Genomic DNA, 17,923 nt, shown 5'->3' on the forward strand with positions numbered 1-17,923 from the left:
GGGCAGCCTGCGGATCGACGGCAAAAGCGTCGTACGGAAGGGGTGGGTCACTCGCTAGCAGTCCTGTTGGGCGCGATATCACGCGAAAGAAGGGAGAAGATCAGGTGGTCGCGCCACTGCCCATTGATCTTGAGGTATTCTCGCAGATAGCCTTCACGATGAAAGCCGGCCTTTTCAAGGAGCCTGATGCTCCTCTCGTTTTCCGGAATACAGGCTGCCTCGATACGGTGCAACTGAAGGGTCGAAAAGATGTAGGGGATGGAGAGCCTGACGGCCGCCGACATGTGCCCCTGACCGGCAAAACGCTCGCCCATCCAGTAGCCGATCATGCAGCATTGCGCCGCCCCGCGCCTGATGTAGCCGATGGTGAGGCCGCCCAGCAGCGTGTCCGTTTCGCGTGCAAAGACGAAGAGGGGGAGCGCCTGGCCCGAGTGGAATTCCTGCTCGCTGCGGATAGCGCGCGCCCGAAAGGCGCTTTCCGTCATCTCCTCCGCCCGCCAGGTCGGTTCCCACGGCTCGAGGAAGGGCCGGCTCTCCCGGCGCAGGGCGAACCATTGGCGATAGTCGGAGCCGCGCGGCAGACGCAGAAGATGCGTGTCGCTCTCGATCCTGACCGGGTCCGGCTGCCGTGACAGAAACCGAAACACCGATCGTGTCATGAAAGCCTCCGCCGGGGTCGTGAATAGGGCCGGGATCGCGAATAGGTTACGGTGCCGGCGCCAGGCCGCACCGGGGGTTCAGCCGTTTGCCGCCCGCGGCAGGGACGTCGCACGGGTGAGCCCGCCCAGAATATCCGCCATGGGTGCCAGCTTGTCGACGGGGCCGATGGCCGACAGCGTCGGCACGGTTTCGAAGAACAGGCGTCCGGCAAGATCTGTCAGCCGCTCAACGGTAATGCCCGACAGCCGGTCCATCAGCTCCTCGTTGGGAATAGGACGGCCATAGAGCATCATCTGCCGGGCGATCTGGCCGGCGCGTGCGGCGGGGCTTTCCTGCCCCATCAGCAGCTGCGCGCGAATCTGAGCGCGGGCGCGGTCGATTTCCTGTTGGTCGATATGATCCGCCGCCTTGCGCAGCTCCTCGATGATGACCGGCATCAGTTCGGTCAGGTTCTCGCCACCGGTCGCGGCGTGGACGCCGAAGATGCCGGTATCGGAAAAGCCCCAATGGAACGCGTAGACCGAATAGCAGAGGCCACGATGCTCGCGCACTTCCTGAAAGAGCCGCGAGGACATGCCGCCGCCGAGAATATTGGCGAGGATCTGCGAGCAGTAGAAGTCGCGGGCGTGATACGCCTTGCCCTCGAAACCAAGCAGGACCTGCGCATCCATCAGGTCGCGGTCCTCGCGTGTGTCGCCGCCGGTATAGCGGGCCTTTTCGAGCAGCGGCGCTTCCGCCGGCTGCTGCGGCAGGCTGGCGAAGCGTTCCTGCACCTGCGTCACGAAAGCATCGTGATCGACAGCGCCGGCGCCCACGACGAACATGCGGTCGGTGGTGTAGTTGCGGCCGAGATAGGTGCGGATCTGGTCGGCCGAGAACGACATGACCGTTTCCGGCGTGCCGAGGATCGGCCGGCCGACGATCTGGTCGGCAAAGGCGGTTTCGGCGAAACGGTCGAAAACCACATCGTCGGGCATGTCGTTCGCCGCACCGATTTCCTGCAGAATGACGTTCTTCTCGCGCTCCAGCTCTTCCTCGTCGAAGGAGGACTCTGTCAGGATGTCGGCGAGGATGTCGATAGCAAGCGCCGTGTCGTCCTTCAGTACGCGGGCATAATAGGAAGTGGTCTCGGTGGATGTCGCGGCGTTCACCTCGCCGCCGACATTCTCGATCTGTTCGGCAATGTCACGGGCCGACCGCGAGGCCGTGCCCTTGAAGGCCATGTGCTCGAGCAGATGGGCGATGCCATGCTCTTGCGTGGTCTCGTCGCGGGAGCCGGACTTGATCCACGTGCCAAGCGCGACACTTTCCAGATGCGGCATGGTTTCGGTAACGACCGTCAGCCCGGAGGCGAGCCGGGTGCACTCAACTTTCATCATCGGTCTTTCTGCGCACTAGTTCCGGATACGGGCGTGCTCGCCGATATAGGCCTCGACGGCTTTCAGCTCGGGATCCAGAATGTCGAAGCGCTCCTCCCTGTCCATCAGGTCAGCAAGCCACGTCGGAAGCGCCGGGTCAATACCGCTCGCCGATTTTACTGCGGCGGGAAATTTTGCGGGATGCGCGGTGGCCAGCGTCACCATAGGTGCGTTGGGTTTCATATGCTTGGCGGCGACGAAGGCGCCGATGGCGCTGTGCGGATCGAGGAGGTACCCCGTCTCATTGAGCGTCGTGCGGATGGTTTCCGCCACTTGTTTTTCAGTGGCGCGTCCGGCGCGGAACAGGCCGCGGATCATTTTCAGCGCCTTTTCCTCGATCTCGAAAGCGCCCGACTGCTTCAGCCCGCCCATGGCGGCGCGGACCTTGGCCGGGTCCCTGTCAAAGGCTTCGAACAGCAGGCGTTCGAAGTTGGAGGAGATCTGGATGTCCATCGACGGCGAGGTCGTGGCCCGCACGTCGCGCATCTCGTAGCGACCCGTCTTCAACGTACGGGCGAGGATGTCGTTTTCGTTGGTGGCGACCACGAGGCGGGCGATCGGCAGCCCCATCTTTATGGCGACATATCCTGCAAAGATGTCGCCGAAATTGCCGGTGGGCACCGTGAAGGCCACCTTCCGGTCCGGTCCGCCGAGCGCAACCGCCGTCGTGAAATAATAGACGATCTGGGACATGATGCGCGCCCAGTTGATCGAATTGACGCCCGAAAGATGCACGCGGTCGCGAAAAGCCACGTCGTTGAACATGTCTTTGACCAGCGTCTGGCAATCGTCGAAATTGCCGCGGATCGCGATCGCATGCACGTTCGACGCCTTGGACGTGGTCATCTGGTGCTGCTGCACCGGCGAGACCTTGCCATGGGGAAACAGGATGAAGATATCGGTGCGGTCGCGCCCGGCGAAGGCGTCGATGGCAGCGCCCCCGGTGTCGCCCGAGGTCGCGCCGACGATGGTGGCGCGGGTGTTGCGCGTGGCCAGAACATGGTCCATCAACCGCGCCAGAAGCTGCATCGCCACATCCTTGAAGGCGAGCGTCGAGCCGTGGAAAAGCTCCATCACGAAGGCATTCGGCCCTGTCTGCACGATCGGTACCACGGCCGGATGCCGGAACGTCGCATAGGCCTCGTCGATCATGCCACGCAGCGTCGCATCGTCGATCTCGCCATCGACGAACAGCTGGAGGATGCGGAAGGCGACGTCCTGATAGGAAAGACCGCGAAGGGCGCGGATCTCGCGTTTCGACAGGGTCGGCCATGTCTCCGGCACATAGAGCCCGCCATCGCGCGCAAGACCCGCCATCAGGGCATCGCTGAAACCGAGCGCAGGGGCCTCGCCCCGGGTGGAAACATACTTCACGTTCGTCATCCTCGTCTCGTGCACGTTTCACGCCGCGCGGCGACCGGCCAGAAGCCTGAACGCAAGCCTTTGCACATGCGGCGCGTATTCAGGCGGCACTTACAAAAATCGACGGGAACGCGTGCGAGTCCAATCGATTTTCCGGCGCGCCGCTGCTATAGACCATCGCCGCTACACTGGAAAGCCTGCCTTTCGGCAAGAGCGACCGGCACGGCAGGCAACGACGGACACGCGCCATGAGAGCGCGAAAAGAGCGACAGGGGTCGGATCGAATGGTGGGTCATACAGTCAGCCGCATCGCGGCATTTGCGGGTCTCCTGGCGCTGGCGGGCTGCAATACGCCCGATACCGGCGGCGCAATCGATGCCGGCGGCAGCGCGGCATCCGCCACGCCCGCCGTCGTCCAGGCAAAGTGCCCGCAGATCGTCATGCGCGATGCGACGTCGGTCTACCGCACCTATGCCAAGGGCGCGACGAACGATCCCACGCAGATCGTCTACCAGGCCTCGCTCGCCGACTCGACGCGCCAGTGCGTGCAGAGCGACACGACCCTCACGGTCAATGTCGTGGTGCAGGGCCGCGTCACCTCCGGTCCCGCCGGCGGTCCCGGCACCATCAACCTGCCGATCCGCGTCAGCGCGATAGACGAGGATAACACGCTGTTTTCGGAAGTGACGCAGTTCCCGGTCACCGTTCAGGCCGGCACCGGCGCCCAGCAGTTCATCTTCACCAAATCCGCCCCCATCAATGGCGGCGCCGGCGACTTCGCCAAAATCTATGTCGGCTTCGACAACGCCCCGGCTGCGTCGAAAAAGAAGCGGAAGTAGGCGGACCTCGGAAAAAGAGCGCGGATCTTTCGAAACCCGCGCTCCTTGCCGTCGTTTTGCTTGCCTGTGCCCCAGACTGCGGGCAACAGGCCTACAGGCGCACGCGCCCGATCAGTCCCCCAGCTCCTCCGACCATTCCGCCAGCGCTTCGATCGTCGCGGGCAGGGCGGTCATGCGGGAGATGACGGTTTCCGCGCCGGCTTCGGTCAGCGCGTCGGCATGCGAGGGATAGCTGTGCGACGCGCCGGTAAAACCGATGACGCGCATGCCGGCCGAGCGGGCACCGTGGACGCCGTGCACCGAATCCTCCACCACGATCACCCGCGACGGGTCGACGCCCATCTGGGCCGCGCCATGCAGGAAGATGTCGGGCTTCGGCTTCACGCGGTCCTCGCCCAGATCGCGGGCCGAAAAGATGTTGCGGCCGAAAAGGTCTTTCAGGCCGACCTTGCCGAGCATCATCGCCAGCCGCTCCGAGGTGGAGTTCGAGCAGACGCATTTCTTCAGCCGGATCTGCGACAGCGCCGCCTTGACGCCCTCGATGATCTCGACGTCGTCCTTCAGCCGCTGTTCGAGGATCTCGCTGTGGCGCGAAAGCAGGCTCGCCGAAAGCGGGATCGTCGCCTCGCGCTCCACCGCCAGCAGCGTGTTCTGCCAGGTCATGCCCGCATAGCGCTCCGCCATCTCCTCCGTCGAAATCGGATAGCCCGCTTCCGTCAACAGCGCCGCCTCGACTTCGGAGGCGATGATCTCGCTATCGACGAGCACGCCGTCGCAATCGAAAATGATGAGGTCGATACCGGACATGGGGAAAATCTCTGATGCGTGGGAATGCCCGCGCTTTACACGAGGGGGCGGCAGGGGACAATGCGATAACGACGAAAACGAAAGGAAGAGGGGCCGCTTTGAAGGCCGTTATTCTGCCGGGTACTGCTCCAGGAGAGCCGAAATTGAGCGCTCCAGACGTGGAATCTCGTCAATGATGACGCCCCACAAAATCGTGTCGGAAAGGCCGTGATACTCGTGACGAATAACGTTTCCAATCGTCTTCACGCGGGCCCAGGGGATCTCGGGCCGGGTCGCCCGCACGTCCTCGGGCAATGATCGGCTTGCCTCTGATATGATTTCGATGGCCCTCTGGAGCGCGTGCTTGAGCATCCAGTCAGAGCTGTAATCCTGCAGCGTCTTCCCGGCTGTCACTGCCTGAATGCCGCAAATTGCAGCGTTCATGTCGTGGAGCGCGTGTCTGAAGTCGCGAACCACTAGAAAACCCTGACAGCAGAAGCTTCGATGCTTGCTTTCAGCTGGGGATGAAGGCCATCCCGGGTCGTAATATCGACCGGTGTTTCCAGATGCTTCTCCAGCATCAATTTTATGCCGATGAGATCGAAGGCATTGAAGCGACTGGCAGGGTCGTAGTCGATAAAAAGATCGATGTCGCTCGTTGTGACGGCCTCGTCTCGCGCAACGGAGCCGTAGACGTAAAGGGATGTGGCGCCACACGAGCGCACCGCCTCTGCGTCGTCGCGGAGCCGCTCGATAACCTGCCGTCGATCAAGGCGCGTTGTCATGAGATCCAGCTTACCTCAAAACATGCACCTCTTCCATCCGTCGGTTTTCTACGCAAGTTTTCCGCCTCTTCAGTGTTTGGTAACCAAACTCGGTAACCATAGCAGCAGAATTTGTGTCCCAGAGTCAGCGTATCAGCGAGTAGTCATGGTGTCCCTGAAGTCTTCCGTCGTTTTGTCTGCTGAAATCTCCCCCGCCGCCGGTTCTGCCCGGGAAACGGGCGGGTGGCTCGACACCATCATCAAGGGCGATTGCGTCTCCGCCCTCGAAAAACTGCCCGACAACTCGGTGGATATCGTCTTCGCCGATCCGCCGTACAATCTCCAGCTCGGCGGTGCGCTTCACCGGCCGGATCAGTCGCTGGTCGATGCCGTCGATGACGAGTGGGACCAGTTCGCCTCCTTCGAGGCCTATGATGCCTTTACCCGCGCCTGGCTGCTGGCCTGCCGCCGCGTGCTGAAGCCCAACGGCACGCTGTGGGTCATCGGCTCCTACCACAACATCTTCCGCGTCGGCGCGATCCTTCAGGACCTCAACTTCTGGATCCTCAACGACATCGTCTGGCGCAAGACCAACCCGATGCCGAACTTCAAGGGGCGCCGGTTCCAGAACGCGCATGAGACGCTGATCTGGGCGAGCCCGAGCGCCAAGGGCAAGGGCTATACCTTCAACTACGACGCCCTGAAGGCGGCGAACGACGACGTGCAGATGCGCTCCGACTGGGTGTTTCCCATCTGCTCCGGCGGCGAGCGCCTGAAGGACGGGAACGGCGACAAGGTCCACCCGACCCAGAAGCCGGAAGCGTTGCTGGCCCGCGTCATGATGGCCTCCACCCGGCCGGGCGATGTCGTGCTGGATCCGTTCTTCGGTTCGGGCACCACAGGCGCCGTCGCCAAGCGCCTCGGCCGGCATTATGTCGGCGTCGAGCGCGAGCAGACCTATATCGACGCGGCCCGTGCGCGCATCGAGGCGGTCGAGCCGCTGGGCGGCGCCACATTGTCGGTCATGACCGGCAAGCGCGCCGAACCCCGCGTCGCCTTCAACGTGCTGGTGGAAAGCGGCCTCATCAAGCCTGGCTCGATCCTCACCGACGCCCGCCGCCGCCACAGCGCCATCGTGCGCGCCGACGGAACGCTGGCCTCGGGCGGCGAAGCCGGCTCCATCCACCGCCTCGGCGCCAAGGTGCAGGGTCTCGACGCCTGCAACGGCTGGACCTTCTGGCACTACGAGGACGGCGGCGTGCTCAGGCCGATCGACGATCTGCGGACGGTTATCCGGGCTGATATGGCGCGGTTGGGGTGACGCGTCGATCAACAGGCTAACGCCTGCGTAGCCCCCTCAACCGGCTGCCGCCACCTTCTCCCCGCTTGGCGGGGAGAAGGGACATGTGGCACCGCTTTCACCCCACGTTAAAACAACGAGCAGGGCGCGTCCCCTCGCCCCGCCAAGCGGGGGGAGAGTTAGGGTGAGGGGCTGCCACGGGCTAAAGGGATGAGGGACAGCCGCCTCCGCCAAAATCCCTCCGCAATGTTTAAGAGAATTTAACCTCTCCGCCGCTAGTCTTGTGCCTGCGATACCGCCGCGTGATCAACCACCGGCAGACCGCGATGCGGGCTGGGTTTCGGCTGTGCCGGAGCTTGCGCCCCAAGACGAAGCGGGAGTGCGATCTATCGACGGGAACGCCCGCCGACAGTCGTCTTTTCCTCCGGTTTCGTACCTTCAGTCCCGGAGGAATCTGGAACGCCCGGCAGCTTGTCAAAAGCGGCCGGGCGTTGCTGTTTCATCTGCATCGGTTTCAGGAAGAGGATGTTAAAATCCGTCAGAGAATGAAGTCGTCGGCATACATCTTGGTGACGCCGGATACGCTCACCTCGAAATCGGCGCGGCCATCGCCATTGACGTCGCCAGACAGGATGCCGTTCGAAAAGCGCAGCTCGCCCGCATGGCGGCTGAACCCGTCATTGCCGATATAGTCGAATGCCTGGTTGCCGCCGGAGCGCGTGCTGGCGTCGATATTGGAGAGGTCGATCAGGTCGTTATCCCCCGGCGTGAAGTCGGCAATCACGTCGCGGCCGCTGCCGACCCGGCTGTCGCTGACCGTATCGAAGTAGAAGATATCCGCGCCAGTGCCGCCGTTCAGATAGTCGAAGCCTGTGCCGCCGGTAAGGTCGTCGGCGCCCGAGCCACCATAGAGGAGGTCGTTGCCAGCGCCGCCATAGAGCCCGTCATTGCCGCCGAGGCCGTAGAGATCGTCGGCGCCGCCGAGACCCTTCAGCACGTTGCGGCCGGAGGAGCCGGTGATGTCGTCTGCGGAATTCGTGCCTGTCGCGTTCTCGATGCTGACGAGATCCTCGACCTGGTCGCCGTCGATCGTCGCGGTGCCCGTGTCGAGGGCGATGTCGACACCCTTGCCGCGCTGGGAGGCGTAAGAGTCCTGCAACTCGTAGCTGATCGTGTCGACGCCGGTGCCGCCGTTGAAGCTGTTGTTGTAGCCGACGGAGAGGAAGGTGTCGTTACCGCTGTCGCCCTTGTAGACGCTGGCTTCGGAATTGACCTCGAAACGGTCGTTGCCGTCGCCGCCGGAAACGACGTCATAGGCCGTGGCGCTGCCGGCGCGGATGCTGGCGATATAGAGGTCGTTGCCGGTGCCGAGGAAGATGTCGTTGCCGCCCTCGAAATAGTTCAGGACCCGGTCGTTGCCCGAACCCGCTTCGACATAATTGAAACCGCCCAGGCTGTCGGTGCGGTTGAGGTTGATCGTGTCGTTGCCGCCGTAACTGTAGACCGACACTTCGGACAGTTTGTTCTGGGTAAAAGTGTTGTTACCGTTGGTGCCGTAGTACGTCGCCATGAATGTGTCCTCGCGAGGGTCGTCGGTCAATATGACAAGCCCATCATGTCAGGTGCGGTGTGAATGCCGGCTGAACCGAATGTGGCTTTTCAGTGAAATAAGAATGGACGGTCTCAGCGGGTCCGGCCCTAAACGGGCAAGCCGAGCCGTATCAGATCCGCCTTCAGCGTCTTGCCATCGATGAACTGCACCGCCTGCCAGCCCGCCGTCCGCGCACCCTCGACATTGGCGAGGCTGTCATCGATGAAGAGCGTCGCTGCGGGTTCGAGGCCGAACGCCGCCTGATGCGTCTCGTAGATTTCGAGATCGGGCTTGATCTGTCGTTTCTCGCCGGACACCGTGACGCCGCGCGGCAGGTTGAGGAAGGCAAAGCGCGCTTTTGCCTCGGCAAACGTGTCCACGGCAAAGTTCGTGAGCATCGTCACGTCGTAGCCCTTGGCCACGAGACCTTCGAGAATGGCGACGCTCTCCTCATAGGCATGCGGCACCATCTCGCCCCAGTGAACGCGGAAGGCGCGGATGTTCGTCTCGTGCTCGGGATACTGCGCCACCAGCATGTCTTCGGCCTCCGCCCAGGTCCGGCCGCGATCCTGCTCGAGGTTCCATTCATGGGTGCACACCGTCGCGAAGAAGGCGTTGCGCTCGGCCTCGTCGGGAATGAGCCGGCTGAACGGGATATGCGGATCGTAGTGGATCAGCACCTTGCCGATGTCGAAAACGATATGGCGTATGGGTGTCGTCACGTCGGTCACAGGTGTCTCTCCTCTTTTATCGGTCGGGCCATCGGGTGGCCCGAAGGGTCATATCGCACGACGTCACCGGGTTCGTGACGTTTTTGCAAAACTGCCGGGCAGCGCCTTCCCGATCACCTTCTTCATCACGGTCGGCAGCGCCTGCACGGCCAGCGTTTCGCGCGGCTCCCACCAGCCGTTCGCGGTGATCGCGTCCCGTTCGACCTCGGCATGGCGAACGGCGAGGCGCAGCTCGAAATGGGTGAACACATGCACGATGCCGCCGCAGTCGCGCCAGAGCGGGCCGGCCTTGCCTGCAAAGGGCGGCGCTTGCTCGTCAGACGGATCGGTCGTCCAGTTCGTGCCCGGCACCTCGGTCATGCCGCCGAGCAGACCCTTTTCGCCCCGCTTGCAGAGGTAGACCGCGCCCGTTGCATCTGTCGCGACATAGGCGGTGCCGTATCGCACCGGCTTGGCCTTCTTCGCCAGCTTCACAGGAAAACGCTCCTGATCGCCGGCCTTGTAGGCGCGGCAATCCGCATTGATCGGACAGAGCGCGCAGACCGGCCGGCGCGGGGTGCAGATGGTCGAGCCGAGATCCATCATGGCCTGCGCGAAATCGCCCGGCCGCTCCGCGGGCGTGACCGTGGCGACCAGCCGCCGCATCTCGGGCCTTGCCGCCGGCACCGGCGTCTCCACCCGGTAGAGCCGTGACATCACCCGCTCGACATTGCCGTCGAGCACTGCGCTTTGCCGGTTGAAGGCGATGGCGGCGATGGCGGCGGCCGTATAGTCGCCGATGCCCGGCAGCGCCTTCAGGCCTTCTTCGGTATCGGGAAAGCGCCCGCCATGCTGGCTCGCAACCGCTTCGGCGCATTTCTTCAGGTTCCGCGCCCGGGCGTAATAGCCGAGCCCCGCCCAGGCCTTCATCACCTCTTCGGTATCGGCCGCAGCGAGATCGACGACCGTCGGCCACAGCGCGAGGAATTTTGCGAAATAGGCCTTTACCGCCTGTACCGTCGTCTGCTGCAGCATCACTTCCGACAGCCAGATGTGGTAGGGATCCGGCCGCAGCCCGGCTTTGGCCATGGGCGGCGTGATGCGCCATGGCAGCACGCGGTGGCTGCGATCGTACCAGTCGAGCAGCAGGCCGGCGGTGTCGGGGAGATCGGAGCGGGCAGACGGGAGGCAGGTCAATTTTTCCGCCGTGGACGTGGAACGTTGCATCATGGTCCTTCCGCCCGATTTCGCCTATAGATCGTCGCAAGCAGCCTTGTCGCATCCGGCATCGTTCCGTGCGTCATAGCCGAAACGGCGTCGGTGGGTAAGGCCCGCGATATCTTCCCAACAGTCGGAGCAAGCGCAATGGCGCCTTCCAAGCCGTATACACCGAAGGGCGCTTATACCCCGAAAGGCGTCAGGCAGATCAGCGAGGTCGCCAACGGCCTGCTCGATCCGGTTCTGGCCAAACGTGCCGGCATCAGCACGCTGCTGCTCGGCTCCTGGGACGAAATCGCCGGCGAGGCCTTTGCCGATTGCACGCGCCCGGAAAAGATCGCCTGGCCGCGCCGCGTCTCCGAAATGGCTGGCGAGAGCCGCCACCAGCCGGGCGTCCTCACCATCGCCTGCGATGGCGCCCGCGCTTTGTTCCTTGCACATACGGAAGGCGAACTCGTCCAGCGCATCAACGGCTTCTTCGGCTTCCCCGCCATCGACCGCGTCCGCATCGTCCAGAAGCCCGTCACCCCCCAGAACCGCACCCGCCAACGCCCGCGCCCCCTGACCGGCCAACCCGCCCGCCATCTGGAAGCCCTGACGGCCGAGATCGAGGACGAGGGCCTGAAGGCGGCTCTGACGCGGCTGGGGACAGCGGTGCTGGGGAAGAAGCGATAGGGGGATGATCAGGCCGTCCACGGATTGATCACGTGCAGGCCGCTAGCCGTAAATGGCGTGACGTCGCGTGTCGCAACGGAAAACCCAGTTGCGACGGCAATCGCGGCAATCTGTGCATCCGCCAATCCCACTCCCGCCCCCTTTTCCCGCGCTTTCTGCGAGATGACGGCAAACTCCCGTGCCGCCTGCATGTCGAAAGGAAGGATTCGACCGCGGAACACGGTCGATAAGAGGTGTTCGAGCGCTTCTCGTAGCGTGTCCTTACGCCGACCGTCCGGCATGATCGCCATGCCGGAAAGTATTTCGGCCGCCGTGATTGTCGTCAGGTACAACGCTTCCGCCGGCTGAGCATCGAGCCACGCAAGAACGCGTTCGCTCGGCATCTTGCGAAGAGGTTCCGAAACGACATTCGTGTCCAGAATAATCATTTGAAGGAAGGCGGTTCGTAGGCTTCTCTGTCCCGCCCGTCGTCGAGATCGATACCTCCGATCGATTGCCCGATGGCTTTGAGATAGGAGCCGATACCAAGCGGCTCCTCGCTCGCGGCGGCGGTTTGCAGAATAGCGCTGATTTCCGCCTCGGTGGTACGCCCGTTCCTGCGGGCGCGTGCTTCCAGCGCCTGATGGGTTTTTTCGGGAAGGTTCCTGATCATGATGGCCGACATGGTGCGTCTGTCCTCTCGCCTTGAAAGCTAATCCCAGACACTTTGCAGTCTACCAGCAGCGAGCCCGCCCGATCAACAGCGAGCCGGAATATCCCGCCATCCACCCCTCACGCCACAAATGCCTCACAATTCTTTGAACGATGGGCTATGGGGGCCCCTTGTCCGGTCCCGGCGGGCGCGATATCGCAAGGGTCCCGTCTCCGCTTGAACAGGTGAACCATGTCTCTTTCTGAAATGACTTTGCTGAAACGCCTCTCGAGCGGTGTGGCCATCGCCACGCTGGCGCTCGCGCTCGTCGCCTGCAGCGACGAGAAGAAGGAGACGGCGAATGCTGCGGCTCCTGTGGAAACGGTCGATACCGCGACCAGGACGGAGATGAAGCCGGCGGATACGATGACGACATCGTCCACCGCTGCCACCCCCGCAACGACGCCTGCGCCCGCTCAATCCCAGATGGCCCCGGCCCAGCCGGCCCCGGCCCAGATGGCCCAGGCGGCAGCGCCTGCCGCCACGCCTGCCGCAGCCGAGCTGCCGCAGGCGGATGGCGAGGTCGAAATCTCCAAGCTGATGGAGCCCGGCGCGCTGCCGGAAATGTCCATCGGCAAGGCCGATGCGCCTGTCACCGTTGTCGAATACATGTCGATGACGTGCCCGCATTGCGCCAACTTCCACAACAACACGTTCGACGCCATCAAGGCGAAATACGTGGAATCGGGCAAGGTACGCTTCGTTCTGCGCGAGTTCCCGTTCGATCCGCGTGCCGCCGCCGCCTTCATGCTCGCGCGCTGCGCTCCGGAAGGCCAGTATTTCCCCATGGTCTCCATGCTCTTCAAGCAGCAGGAACAGTGGGCCGCTGCCCAGAACGGTCGCGATGCGCTGCTCCAGATGTCCAAGCTCGCCGGTTTCTCACAGGAGAGCTTCGAGGCGTGCTTGACGAACCAGAAGCTGCTGGACGATGTGAACGCCGTGATGCAGAAGGGTATGAAAGAGTACAAGGTGGCTTCGACGCCGACCTTCTTCATCAACGGCAAGCGCTATTCCGGAGACATGTCGGTTGACACCATGTCGGCCCTTATCGACCCTCTGCTCTAAGCTGCACCCGGTTGCGGCACGGGAAACCGTGCCGTTTACATCGCTCATGAGGCCCGGGACCCTTTTCGCCGTCATGCTCGGGCTTGTCCCGAGCATCCGCAACGGCCCGGGTGCCTCGACATCGGCAGATCCTTGGCACAAGGCCGAAGATGACGCCTCGCGAATGAAAATGTTCGTCTTCCGTCCATCGGCGATGGAAACTATGCCGTTCTCGCCGGTCATGCCCTCGTTCCCGTTCGAGACGGGCGCGCCGTCATGAAGTTCACCAAGCTGCGCCTTGTCGGCTTCAAGTCCTTCGTGGAGCCATCCGAATTCGTCATCGAGCGCGGGCTGACCGGCGTGGTCGGCCCGAATGGCTGCGGCAAGTCGAACCTTGTCGAAGCCCTTCGCTGGGTGATGGGCGAGAATTCCTACAAGAATATGCGCGCCTCCGGCATGGACGACGTGATCTTCTCCGGCTCGGGCAAACGTCCGGCGCGCAACACGGCCGAAGTCGGCCTCTACCTCGACAATACCGATCGCACCGCGCCGGCCGCCTTCAACGACAGCGACGAGATCCAGGTCACGCGGCGCATCGAGCGCGAGAACGGGTCGGTCTACCGCATCAACGGCCGCGAGGCCCGCGCCAAGGACGTGCAGCTGCTTTTTGCGGATGCCTCGACCGGCGCCCGCTCGCCGTCCATGGTGGGGCAGGGCCGCATCGGCGAGCTGATCGCTGCCAAGCCGCAGGCGCGGCGGCAACTGCTGGAAGAAGCCGCGGGCATTTCGGGCCTTCACTCCCGCCGTCACGAGGCCGAGCTTCGCTTGCGCGGCGCCGAAACAAACCTTGAACGACTGGACGAGGTAACGGCGGAGCTGGAAAACCGTATCGAAAGCCTCAAGCGCCAGTCGCGGCAGGCCAACCGCTTCAAGATGCTTTCGGCCGACATCCGCGCGCATGAGGCGATGCTCTTTCATATCCGCTGGGTGCAGGCCAAGCAGGCCGAGGGCGAGGCGGACAGCCTGCTGAACCAGGCGACGTCGCTGGTTGCCGAGAAGGCGCAGGCCCAGATGGAGGCCGCGAAGAACCAGGCGATCGCGAGCCTGAAGCTGCCGGAACTGCGCGAGGAGGAGGCCCGCACCGCCGCAGGCCTCCAGCGGCTGCAGATCGCCCGGACCCAGCTCGACGAAGACATGAGCCGCACGCTGCGCCGGCGCGACGAATTGCAGCGCCGCCTGACGCAGCTTGGGCAGGACATCGCGCGCGAAGAGCAGCTGGCGCTGGAAAATGCCGGCGCGATGGCGCGTCTGGAGGAGGAAGCAGAGGCGTTGCAGGAAGACGCCGAAGATGCCGGCGAGCGGGCGGAGGAGGCACGCGAGCGCCTTGCCGAAGCACAGGACGTGCTGGCCGCTAGCGAGCGCACATTGGCATCGCTCACGGCCGAGCGCGCCGAGGCGCAGGCGTCGCGCGGCCAGCTGGAACGCACCATCCGCGATCTCGGCGACCGCCGCATGCGCCTCTCCCGCCAGATGTCCGATCAGGCCGGCGAGATCGCCACTCTCGACCGCGAGATCGCAAGCCTCGAAGACCCCGAAAGGCGGCGTGATGCCGTGGACGCGGCGGAAGCCGACATAGAGGAGCGGGCACAAGCCGTTGCCGATGCCGAGGACGCGCTGGGCGAGGCGCGGGCGCGTGAGGCGGAGGCACGCGGACCGCTGGAAGCTGCGCGTGCGCGGCTGAGCGCGGCGGAAACCGAGGCGCGCACCATCCGCCGCTTGCTCGAAGCCGCAACGCTTGCCGGCGGCGCAAGCCCCGTGGTGGATGCGATCACAGTCGAGCGCGGCTTCGAGGCGCTGCTGGGTGCTGCCCTGGGCGACGATCTCGAATCCCCGCTCGATCCGTCGGCTCCGGTGCATTGGCGCGACCCCGGGCCGGGGGATGCCGATCCGGCTCTGCCGCAGGGCGTCGCTCCGCTGATCGACCGCGTTACGGCGCCGGATACCTTGCGGCGCAGCCTGTCGCAGGTGGGCATCGTCGCGGATGATGCCGAGGCGGAACGGTTGCTTCCTCTCCTATGCCCCGGACAACGGCTCGTCACCCGCTCGGGCGCACTCTGGCGCTGGGATGGCCATGTCACGGGCGCCGATGCACCGAGCGCTGCCACCCTGCGTCTGGAGAACCGCAACCGCCTGAGCGAACTCGACGCCGAGATAACGGAGGCCGCCGACGCTCTGGAGCTTTGCGAGAGCGCCCTGAAAATGGCGACGGACGCCATCCGCGCCGGTGACGATGCGGTGCGGATGAGCCGCGAGGTCGAGCGTCAGGCGATCCGCCGCCTGTCGGAAGCGCGCGATGCGCTGGCTGCCGCCGAGCGCGCTCAGGGAGATCTCGCACGGCGCCGCGCCATGCTTGCCGAAACCGCGGCCCGCATCGAGGAGAGCCACGACGAGGCGGTGGCCGCGCTGGAGGATGCCGTCGCGGCGCTCGATGACGCCCCCGATATGGCTGACCTCAACGCACGCCTGACAGCGCAAGGCACAGCGGTTGCAGCAGACCGGGCAGCTCTCGCCGAGGCGCGTGCGCTTTCCGACGGTCTCAATCGCGAGACCGAAACGCGCGAGCGCCGCCTGCGGGCGATTGCCGCCGAGCGTCAGACCTGGGCGAGCCGGGCGGCCAGCGCCGAAGACCATATCGCCACGCTGCGCGACCGCGAAGCCGAGGCTCGTGACGAGATCGAGGCGATTCTGGACGCGCCCGACGAATTCGACGAGAAACGCCGCGCCCTCATGAGCGCCCTCTCGGACATGGAGGCGGCCCGTCGCGCGGCGGCCGACCGGCTGGTGGAGGCCGAAACCCGCCAGCGCGACGCGGATCGCATGGCCGCGACCGCTCTTTCCGAACTGGCGGAAACCCGCGAAAAGCGCGGCCGGGCCGAGGAGCGGCTGATGTCCGCCCGCGAGAAGCGGGTCGAGGTGGAGGGCGCCATCCGGCAATCCCTTTCGGTTGCGCCGCACGAGGTGCTGCGCCTTACCGGCCGCGCGGTGGATGCGCTGCCAGTCGATCCGCGCACCGTGGAGCGTGATCTCGAACGCCTGAAGATCGAGCGTGAGCGCCTCGGCGCCGTCAACCTGCGTGCGGAAGAGGAGCAGACCGAGCTTTCCGACAGGCTGGCCGCGATCCTCAAAGAGCGGGAGGATGTGATCGATGCGATCCGCAAGCTGCGCAGCGCCATCCAGAACCTCAACCGCGAGGGCCGCGAGCGCCTTCTGGCGGCGTTCGACATCGTCAACGCCCAGTTCCAGCGCCTGTTCACCCACCTCTTCGGCGGCGGCACGGCCGAGCTTCAACTGATCGAAAGCGAAGACCCGCTGGATGCGGGCCTCGAAATCGTCGCACGCCCGCCGGGCAAAAAGCCGCAGACCATGACGCTGCTCTCCGGCGGCGAGCAGGCTCTGACCGCCATGGCCCTGATCTTCGCGGTCTTTCTCACCAATCCCGCACCCATCTGCGTGCTGGACGAGGTGGACGCGCCGCTGGACGACCACAATGTCGAGCGCTACTGCAACCTCATGGACGAAATGGCCGCCTCCACGGAGACCCGCTTCGTCATCATCACCCACAACCCCATCACCATGGCCCGCATGAACCGCCTCTTCGGCGTCACCATGGCGGAGCAGGGCGTGAGCCAGCTGGTATCGGTGGATCTGCAGACGGCGGAACAGCTGCGGGAGGCGGTGTAGGGTCGGGTGGAGCGCGGAGGAAACGGTCAGTCGAACGTGCTGCCGTCCGTACGAATGCCGGCTTGCGGAAACGCCTGAAGACCTGCCGAACGCAGCGCCGATACGGCAGATATGACGGCATCTTCTCCCATGTCGAGAGTGGACGCGGCATGGCGCAGGGCTTCGGCATTCAGCAGGTGGTTGAGAATGCCTGCAAGTTTCCGAGCGATATCCCGGCCATAGGCCTCTTCGGACTTCATCACGGCCTCGCGGGGGAGTTGTCCATGAAACTGAACGAGAACACCGAGATCGATGGCATCGCGATACCCGACGGCGCGGTCGTAGCAACGGTCGGCATTTGCCAGCAGTTTCTCGGCGAACATATCCGCGATCGACAACGTGGGGACACCGAGAACCGGATCTCTTTCACCCGTCAGTGCGATCCGGGTCTCTCGGACGATCTCGAATTTGATGGGCTGGCCTCGATAGGAAAGAAGCATGCGGATGCCGTAGGCGTCCGCCTTCACATCCCGGAGCAACGACACCTCATTCGAGAAGATCGCACCCGGCCCCTCTTCGATGATCGCGTTGCGCAGGTTCCGGTAACCGGCGGAACTCGCACAGAGGAAATCCAGATCGAGCGACCGCCTGTATTCGCCGAAGCGCAGGACGATCGCCGTTCCTCCGCCGAAGAAGCACTCTGTCCACTGAAGAACATCGTGGTTCATCGAGGACAGCGCCGCCGCGATTGCCTGATGTTCGCCGCGGATATAGCGCATCAGACCAGCATGCGGCCATGACCGAATGTATCGGTCAGTTCCCGGATCAACCGAGCTTCCGTCTCCGACAGACGATCCTGATCGACGAACCGCCAGTTTCGTTCATAAAGGGCAAAGACTTCGTCTGCATCGATTGGACGTGAGGGATCCCTGTTCCAGACGAGGGTTGCAAGCTCGGGGAAATCCGCAGGTACGATCTTGTCTGCAAGGCGGTGTCTCATAACCGGATCCATACCAAAAAACAGCGAAAATATCAAAAACGCACAGTTCGGTTGGCAGTGCGTCCACCCACATGTACCCCCGCAATAATTTTGCTGCAATGCAGCAATAATCCCGCATGTGCAGCATTCCTAATCGGGGGCTGAT

At 63.9% G+C, this 17,923-nt stretch carries 18 protein-coding genes; 5 read left to right on the plus strand and 13 right to left on the minus strand.

The window, feature by feature from the left end:
* Positions 1-47 precede the first annotated feature (47 nt).
* The 3 genes from BSG19_RS09535 to thrC form a co-directional block, all read right to left on the minus strand.
* Positions 48-659, minus strand: coding sequence for a GNAT family N-acetyltransferase (locus BSG19_RS09535; protein ID WP_092987046.1), 612 nt, complete (start codon positions 657-659; stop codon positions 48-50).
* Positions 660-737: 78 nt separating this feature from the next.
* Positions 738-2,039 (minus strand): M16 family metallopeptidase, encoded by a 1,302-nt coding sequence (locus BSG19_RS09540; protein ID WP_092987048.1) that lies wholly within the window; start codon positions 2,037-2,039, stop codon positions 738-740.
* A gap of 15 nt (positions 2,040-2,054) precedes the next feature.
* A complete protein-coding gene (thrC, locus tag BSG19_RS09545; RefSeq protein ID WP_092987050.1) occupies positions 2,055-3,461 on the minus strand; it encodes a threonine synthase in 1,407 nt (468 codons plus the stop codon).
* A gap of 263 nt (positions 3,462-3,724) precedes the next feature.
* Between thrC and BSG19_RS09550 the strand changes: the two genes are divergently transcribed.
* Positions 3,725-4,279: a hypothetical protein gene (locus BSG19_RS09550; RefSeq protein ID WP_092987052.1), complete on the plus strand. Its 555-nt coding sequence runs from the start codon at positions 3,725-3,727 to the stop codon at positions 4,277-4,279.
* A gap of 111 nt (positions 4,280-4,390) precedes the next feature.
* Here the strand turns inward: BSG19_RS09550 and BSG19_RS09555 are convergent, their stop codons facing one another.
* The 3 genes from BSG19_RS09555 to BSG19_RS09565 form a co-directional block, all read right to left on the minus strand.
* The gene (locus BSG19_RS09555; protein WP_092987069.1) at positions 4,391-5,086 is read right to left on the minus strand and encodes an HAD family hydrolase; all 696 of its coding nucleotides are present in this window, start codon (positions 5,084-5,086) and stop codon (positions 4,391-4,393) included.
* A gap of 108 nt (positions 5,087-5,194) precedes the next feature.
* Positions 5,195-5,509 carry a HepT-like ribonuclease domain-containing protein gene (locus BSG19_RS09560; protein ID WP_092987425.1) on the minus strand — a complete coding sequence of 105 codons (315 nt, stop codon included), beginning with the start codon at positions 5,507-5,509 and terminating at the stop codon, positions 5,195-5,197.
* Between the two features lie 32 nt (positions 5,510-5,541).
* On the minus strand, positions 5,542-5,850 hold the full coding sequence (locus BSG19_RS09565; protein ID WP_092987083.1) for a nucleotidyltransferase family protein: 309 nt from the start codon (positions 5,848-5,850) through the stop codon (positions 5,542-5,544).
* A 145-nt stretch (positions 5,851-5,995) separates the two neighbouring features.
* On the opposite strand from BSG19_RS09565, the gene BSG19_RS09570 reads away from it, so the two are divergent.
* Positions 5,996-7,150, plus strand: coding sequence for a site-specific DNA-methyltransferase (locus tag BSG19_RS09570; RefSeq protein WP_092987091.1), 1,155 nt, complete (start codon positions 5,996-5,998; stop codon positions 7,148-7,150).
* A 517-nt stretch (positions 7,151-7,667) separates the two neighbouring features.
* On the opposite strand, the gene BSG19_RS09575 is transcribed toward BSG19_RS09570, so the two are convergent.
* The 3 genes from BSG19_RS09575 to mutY form a co-directional block, all read right to left on the minus strand.
* Positions 7,668-8,699 (minus strand): calcium-binding protein, encoded by a 1,032-nt coding sequence (locus BSG19_RS09575; protein ID WP_092987094.1) that lies wholly within the window; start codon positions 8,697-8,699, stop codon positions 7,668-7,670.
* 128 nt (positions 8,700-8,827) lie between these two features.
* Positions 8,828-9,442 (minus strand): HAD family hydrolase, encoded by a 615-nt coding sequence (locus BSG19_RS09580; RefSeq protein WP_092987427.1) that lies wholly within the window; start codon positions 9,440-9,442, stop codon positions 8,828-8,830.
* Positions 9,443-9,514: 72 nt separating this feature from the next.
* The gene (gene mutY / locus BSG19_RS09585) at positions 9,515-10,660 is read right to left on the minus strand and encodes an A/G-specific adenine glycosylase (RefSeq protein WP_244529166.1); all 1,146 of its coding nucleotides are present in this window, start codon (positions 10,658-10,660) and stop codon (positions 9,515-9,517) included.
* A 135-nt stretch (positions 10,661-10,795) separates the two neighbouring features.
* Between mutY and BSG19_RS09590 the strand changes: the two genes are divergently transcribed.
* Positions 10,796-11,323, plus strand: a complete 528-nt coding sequence (locus tag BSG19_RS09590) for a DUF721 domain-containing protein (RefSeq protein WP_092987104.1) — start codon at positions 10,796-10,798, stop codon at positions 11,321-11,323.
* Between the two features lie 8 nt (positions 11,324-11,331).
* Here BSG19_RS09590 and BSG19_RS09595 read toward each other — a convergent pair whose 3' ends face one another.
* Positions 11,332-11,751 (minus strand): type II toxin-antitoxin system VapC family toxin, encoded by a 420-nt coding sequence (locus BSG19_RS09595; RefSeq protein ID WP_092987108.1) that lies wholly within the window; start codon positions 11,749-11,751, stop codon positions 11,332-11,334.
* Positions 11,748-11,987, minus strand: a complete 240-nt coding sequence (locus tag BSG19_RS09600) for a FitA-like ribbon-helix-helix domain-containing protein (RefSeq protein WP_092987111.1) — start codon at positions 11,985-11,987, stop codon at positions 11,748-11,750. The genes BSG19_RS09595 and BSG19_RS09600 overlap by 4 nt, the downstream gene beginning before the upstream one ends.
* Before the next feature lie 219 nt (positions 11,988-12,206).
* Here BSG19_RS09600 and BSG19_RS09605 point away from each other — a divergent pair, with 219 nt between their 5' ends.
* Both BSG19_RS09605 and BSG19_RS09615 read left to right on the plus strand, forming a co-directional pair.
* Positions 12,207-13,079, plus strand: coding sequence for a DsbA family protein (locus tag BSG19_RS09605; protein ID WP_092987114.1), 873 nt, complete (start codon positions 12,207-12,209; stop codon positions 13,077-13,079).
* A 255-nt stretch (positions 13,080-13,334) separates the two neighbouring features.
* Positions 13,335-16,799, plus strand: coding sequence for a chromosome segregation SMC family protein (locus BSG19_RS09615; RefSeq protein ID WP_092987118.1), 3,465 nt, complete (start codon positions 13,335-13,337; stop codon positions 16,797-16,799).
* Between the two features lie 26 nt (positions 16,800-16,825).
* On the opposite strand, the gene BSG19_RS09620 is transcribed toward BSG19_RS09615, so the two are convergent.
* Both BSG19_RS09620 and BSG19_RS09625 read right to left on the minus strand, forming a co-directional pair.
* Positions 16,826-17,557, minus strand: a complete 732-nt coding sequence (locus tag BSG19_RS09620; protein ID WP_092987122.1) for a nucleotidyl transferase AbiEii/AbiGii toxin family protein — start codon at positions 17,555-17,557, stop codon at positions 16,826-16,828.
* Complete coding sequence (locus BSG19_RS09625; RefSeq protein ID WP_092987123.1) at positions 17,557-17,778, minus strand: hypothetical protein; 222 nt, start codon at positions 17,776-17,778, stop codon at positions 17,557-17,559. The genes BSG19_RS09620 and BSG19_RS09625 overlap by 1 nt, the downstream gene beginning before the upstream one ends.
* Positions 17,779-17,923: the final 145 nt, after the last annotated feature.

This window comes from Rhizobium sp. NFR03, assembly GCF_900111275.1.
In the GTDB taxonomy this organism is placed as follows: domain Bacteria; phylum Pseudomonadota; class Alphaproteobacteria; order Rhizobiales; family Rhizobiaceae; genus Ferranicluibacter.